Here is a 4,492-nt window from a genome sequence, read left to right as displayed (position 1 = left end):
CGCGCTGACACCCACACTCGCCCTGCTGGGCACGCCCGCGTCCCGGCGCGGCTGGTGGTGGCGCATCGGCGCGGGCAGCGTCTGCGCGGTCGCCGCGGATGCGGCCATGGCACTGGCGCATTCACCCTGGCCGGTGGTCGCGGCGCGACTGTGCGCGGGACTGTCGGTCGGGCTGGTGACCGGCTCACTGGCCGGACTGATCCTCGAACGCCAGGGTGAAAGCGGGCGCACGGCCATGGCCGTGGCGACCGTGCTCGGCTCGGCGCTGGGAACCCTTGCGGCGGCGGTGATCGCGCAGTATCTGCCCGCGCCCGGGGTGACCGTGTATCTCGCGCACGCGGCGCTGCTCGCGGCCGTCGCGACGGCGGTGCTCACCGATCGGGCGGCGCGCCCGGCCGGGGCGGCACCGGTCCGCGCGGCCCTCTCCGCGGCGAGGGAACCCCGAATTGCCGGATACCTCAGCGGAATCGCCGCCTGGGTGTCGGCGGGGCTGGTGGTCGCCCTGCTGCCGAGCTACGGGGCCGAACTGCTGGGCACGACCAACCTGGCGCTGCTCGCACTGCCGGTGACGCTGTATCTGACGACCGCGTGGCTGGCCCAGCGGATGCTGCCGCCGGACCGGCTGCCCGCGGAAACGCTGGCGGCACAGGGGCTGATCATCGCCGGAGTCGCCCTGGCGGCGGCCGTGTCCTGGATTCCGAGCCTGGCGCTGCTGCTGTGCGGCGGCGTGGTGGCCGGGTTCGGGCAGGGCATCGCCTACCGGTCCGGACTCCGGATCGTCAGTGCCGCAACACCTCCCGATCAGCATGCGCGGGCCGCCTCGCGTTTCGCGGGCGTGGCGTACGCGTGCGCGGCGGTGGCGACCCTCGGCTTCGGGGCCCTCGCGACCGTCGGATCCATGCGGGACGCGGTGCTCGCCGCCGCGGCCGTCCTCGTCCTGGTGGCCGCGGCCACCGCCGTCGTCCGTCGGCGCGCAACGGCGCGTGCCGCGGACTCCCTTCCCGTTCAGCAGATCTCGACAACCGCATAATTCCGCCCGCCGAATTCGACGAAACAAAGGCGAAGGCATGATAATTCACGCGCGAATTCCGATCGCGCGCCATTTGTCGTGCGCGCGATGATATTCGAGTTCCGATATCCCACAATTCGACGAAACGAAGTCGTTACGCGAGTTCACCGGCACATAAACTCCCGGGGTTTCACTGGAATACATCAGCTTCAAAGACATTCTCTCCGAATGGATTCCAGAAATGGCAGCACACACCACAGCCGACACGCTCACCCGCAGTCTCGGCCGGCTGGATCTCATCGCGATGGGCGTCGGCACCATCGTGGGCGCGGGCATCTTCGTCACCACCGGCATCGCCGCCGCGACCAAGGCCGGCCCCGCCATCGTCCTCTCGTTCGTGCTGGCCGGAGCCATCTGCGTGCTGGTGGCGCTGTGCTACAGCGAACTCGCCTCCATGACACCGCTCTCCGGCAGCGCCTACACCTACACCCGGGGCACACTGGGTGAGGTGCCCGCCTTCCTGGTCGGCTGGAATCTGCTGCTCGAATACGCGGTGGCGGCCTCGGCCATCGCCATCGGCTGGTCCGGATTGTTCGGCGCGGCCCTGAATTCCTTGTTCGGAGTGACACTGCCCAAAGCGATTTCGGCGGGCCCCAGCGATGGCGGCGTCATCAATCTGCCGGCGGTTCTCGTTGTCGCGGTGGTGGTCGGCGTTCTCGTGCTCGAGGTCAAACTCACCGCCGTCGTGGTGAAAACTCTGGTGGCCTTGACCATCGGTGTTCTCATTCTCGTGATCGCGATCGGCGCACCGCATGTGCACGCCGGGAATTGGTCGCCGTTCCTGCCGTTCGGCGTGCACGGGATCGCGGCGGGGGCGGCGCTGGCGTTCTTCGCGTACCTCGGTTTCGACGTGGTGGCGACCTCCGCCGAGGAGACCCGCGATCCCCGCCGGGACCTGCCCTGGGGCATCATCGGCTCGGTCGTGATCGCGACCGCCCTGTACGTGGCCGTCAGCGCCGTATTGACCGGTGTCGCACCGTATTCCACGCTCGGCAATGCCGCGCCGGTCGCGACCGCGCTGGCCGCCGTGGGCGCGGGCTGGATCGGCAAGGTGATCCTGGTGGCCTCGGTGATCGCGCTCACCAAGGGCCTGCTCATGGTGTGTTACGGCCCGACCCGCCTGGTGTTCGCGATGGCCCGCGACGGCATGGTGCCCAAGGCCCTGTGCCGCACGGGCTCCCGGGGCACCCCGGTGCGCCTGAGCCTGCTGCTGGGCACGGTGGTGGCCGTGGTGGCCGGGCTGCTGCCCATCGGCACGGTGGCTGAGCTGGTCAATATCGGCGCGCTGTTCGCCTTCGTCATCGTCGCGCTCGGCGTGCTGATCCTGCGCCGCACCGCACCCGAGCGGCCGCGCCCGTTCCGGGTACCGCTGCTGCCGGTGGTGGCGATCGCCGCGATCGCCGGATGCATCTGGCTGGCCACCACATTCGAGGCGCTGACCTGGCTGCGGTTCGTCATCTGGAGCGCCGCGGGCGTGGCGCTGTACGTGTTCTACGGCCGCGGCCATGCCGTACCGATCCCCGGCAGCACCACCGAACCCGACCCGAGCGCCACTTCCGCAGAGCCGACGTCCACGCCCGCCGACGCCGCCCTGACCGCCTCCGCGACCGCGCCCGCCGGGGGTGCCGCGTGACCGCGCAACTCGACAGCTTCTATCCCACCCGTGTCGATTTCGGCACCCTCGACGAGATCCATCGCGCCGCCGCGGCCGCCCTGCCCGCCGATGTCCTGGATTTCGTGGAGGGCGGCGCGGGCCGGGAACTCACCCTGCGCGACAACCGGCTGGCGTTCGAGCGCTGGCGCATCCTGCCCGCCCCCATGAGCGGGGTGGGCGCGCCCTCGACCCGCACCGAATTCCTCGGCATGCCCTTGGCGACACCGATTCTCACCGCCCCGTTCGGCGGTGACGCGCTGTTCCATCCGGACGGGCATCCGGCCGTGGCCCGGGCCGCCCAGGCCCGGGGAGCGCTGTCCGTCGTGCCGGAGGCGGGCAGTTACTCCTATCAGCGGGTGCGGGCGGCCGCGCCGCAGGCCGCCCGCATCGCGCAGGTGCACCCCTTCGGGCATGCCGCGCTGGTGGCCGAGCGGGTGGCCCGGCTGGGATACGAGGCGCTGTGCGTCACCCTGGACTGCCCGGTCGGCGGGTTCCGCACCCGCAATATGGCCAATCGCTTCGACCCCGATCAACGCCATTTCGCGGGCAATCTGACCGGCGCGGACGGTGCGCCCGGGGTGGCCGAGGTGTTCGGCCAGCTGCTCAAACGCGGTGGCATGGTGTGGGATTGGACCGAACTGGCGGGCGCGGCGACCGGGTTCGGGCTGCCGTGGATCGCCAAGGGCGTGCTCACCCCAGCCGCCGCCGAACGCGCCCTGGACATCGGCGCGAGCGCCCTGGTGGTGTCCAATCACGGTGGGCGGCAGGTGGATCCGGCTCCGGCGAGCCTGGACATGCTGCCGGGCATCCGCGCGGCCGTCGGCCCGGAGCTGCCGATCCTGCTGGACAGCGGGATTCGCACCGGCAGCGACGTGTACACGGCGCTGGCGCTGGGCGCGGACGCGGTGATCATCGGCCGCGCCGCCATCTACGGTCTGGCCGCGGCCGGGCAGGCGGGCGTGGACCGGGTGCTGGAGCTGCTCACCGAGGAGCTGCGCACGCTGATGATCCTCTCCGGGGCGCGCACCGTCGCCGACATCGACGCCTCCCGGATCACGCGGGCGGCATCGTGAGCGCATTCCCGCTGGCACGCAGCGCATCCGGGCTGGTGTTCACCTCCGGCCTGGCCGCCCTCGACCCGGACACGCTGCGCGTCACCGCCGACACCTTCGACGGACAGGCGGCCGAGGTGTTCCGTCAGCTCGACGCCGCCCTCGCCGCCGCGGGCAGCGACCGCGCGCAGGTGCTGCGCCTGGACTGCTATCTCGCGGACCGCCGCTGGTTCCCCGACTGGCACCACACTTTCCGCCACTACTTCCCGACGGCCGCACCGGCGCGGATCACCACCGTCACCACCCTGCCCATCGACGGGCTGCTCATCGAAATCCAGGCGATCGCCGTCGCCACCGCTCAGGAAGATCGATCATGACCGCAGTCACTCCGCTCGTCCATTCCCCTTCCCATATCGGCGATTTCACCATCCGGGACGTCATCGAGGGCCAGACCGCCGGGCAGCTCATCGTCGCCGCCGACGACTGGGGCTGGTGGGTCACCCTGCTGGGTGGCGACACCATCGCGCCCACCACCGGTATTCAGCACACCGTCGCCGAGGGTCTGGTGCGCGCCGGGTTCCTGATCCGGCGCGGGCACCGCTATCAGCTCACCCACACCGGGCACGACGTGGGCAAGAATCGCGGCTTCGTGCGGGTCGCGGACCCGACAGCCTGCGCGTCAACTTCGACGGGGACGATCTGTATCCGGATGTGCGC

At 70.9% G+C, this 4,492-nt stretch carries 5 protein-coding genes; all 5 read left to right on the top strand.

Annotated features, from left to right (window positions below):
- Positions 1-1,030 (top strand): hypothetical protein (locus ACWELQ_RS39125; protein ID WP_452402051.1); only part of this gene is annotated, 1,030 nt, incomplete at its 5' end.
- A 220-nt stretch (positions 1,031-1,250) separates the two neighbouring features.
- Complete coding sequence (locus tag ACWELQ_RS39120) at positions 1,251-2,702, top strand: amino acid permease (protein WP_452402050.1); 1,452 nt, start codon at positions 1,251-1,253, stop codon at positions 2,700-2,702.
- A complete protein-coding gene (locus ACWELQ_RS39115) occupies positions 2,699-3,796 on the top strand; it encodes an alpha-hydroxy acid oxidase (RefSeq protein WP_452402049.1) in 1,098 nt (365 codons plus the stop codon). Before ACWELQ_RS39120 ends, ACWELQ_RS39115 begins: the two co-directional genes overlap by 4 nt.
- Positions 3,793-4,152, top strand: coding sequence for a RidA family protein (locus tag ACWELQ_RS39110; protein WP_452402048.1), 360 nt, complete (start codon positions 3,793-3,795; stop codon positions 4,150-4,152). Before ACWELQ_RS39115 ends, ACWELQ_RS39110 begins: the two co-directional genes overlap by 4 nt.
- Positions 4,149-4,492, top strand: a 344-nt coding sequence (locus ACWELQ_RS39105) for a hypothetical protein (RefSeq protein ID WP_452402047.1), incomplete at its 3' end; no start/stop codon positions are given. The genes ACWELQ_RS39110 and ACWELQ_RS39105, both read left to right, overlap by 4 nt.

This window comes from Nocardia sp. NPDC004722 (genome assembly GCF_053601505.1).
This window is presented reverse-complemented; position numbering and strand designations above follow the sequence as displayed.

Excerpts from the sequence above, each read along its gene's own strand:
- ACWELQ_RS39120 (WP_452402050.1), top strand. The coding sequence starts at position 1,251 with ATGGCAGCACACACCACAGCCGACACGCTCACCCGCAGTCTCGGCCGG.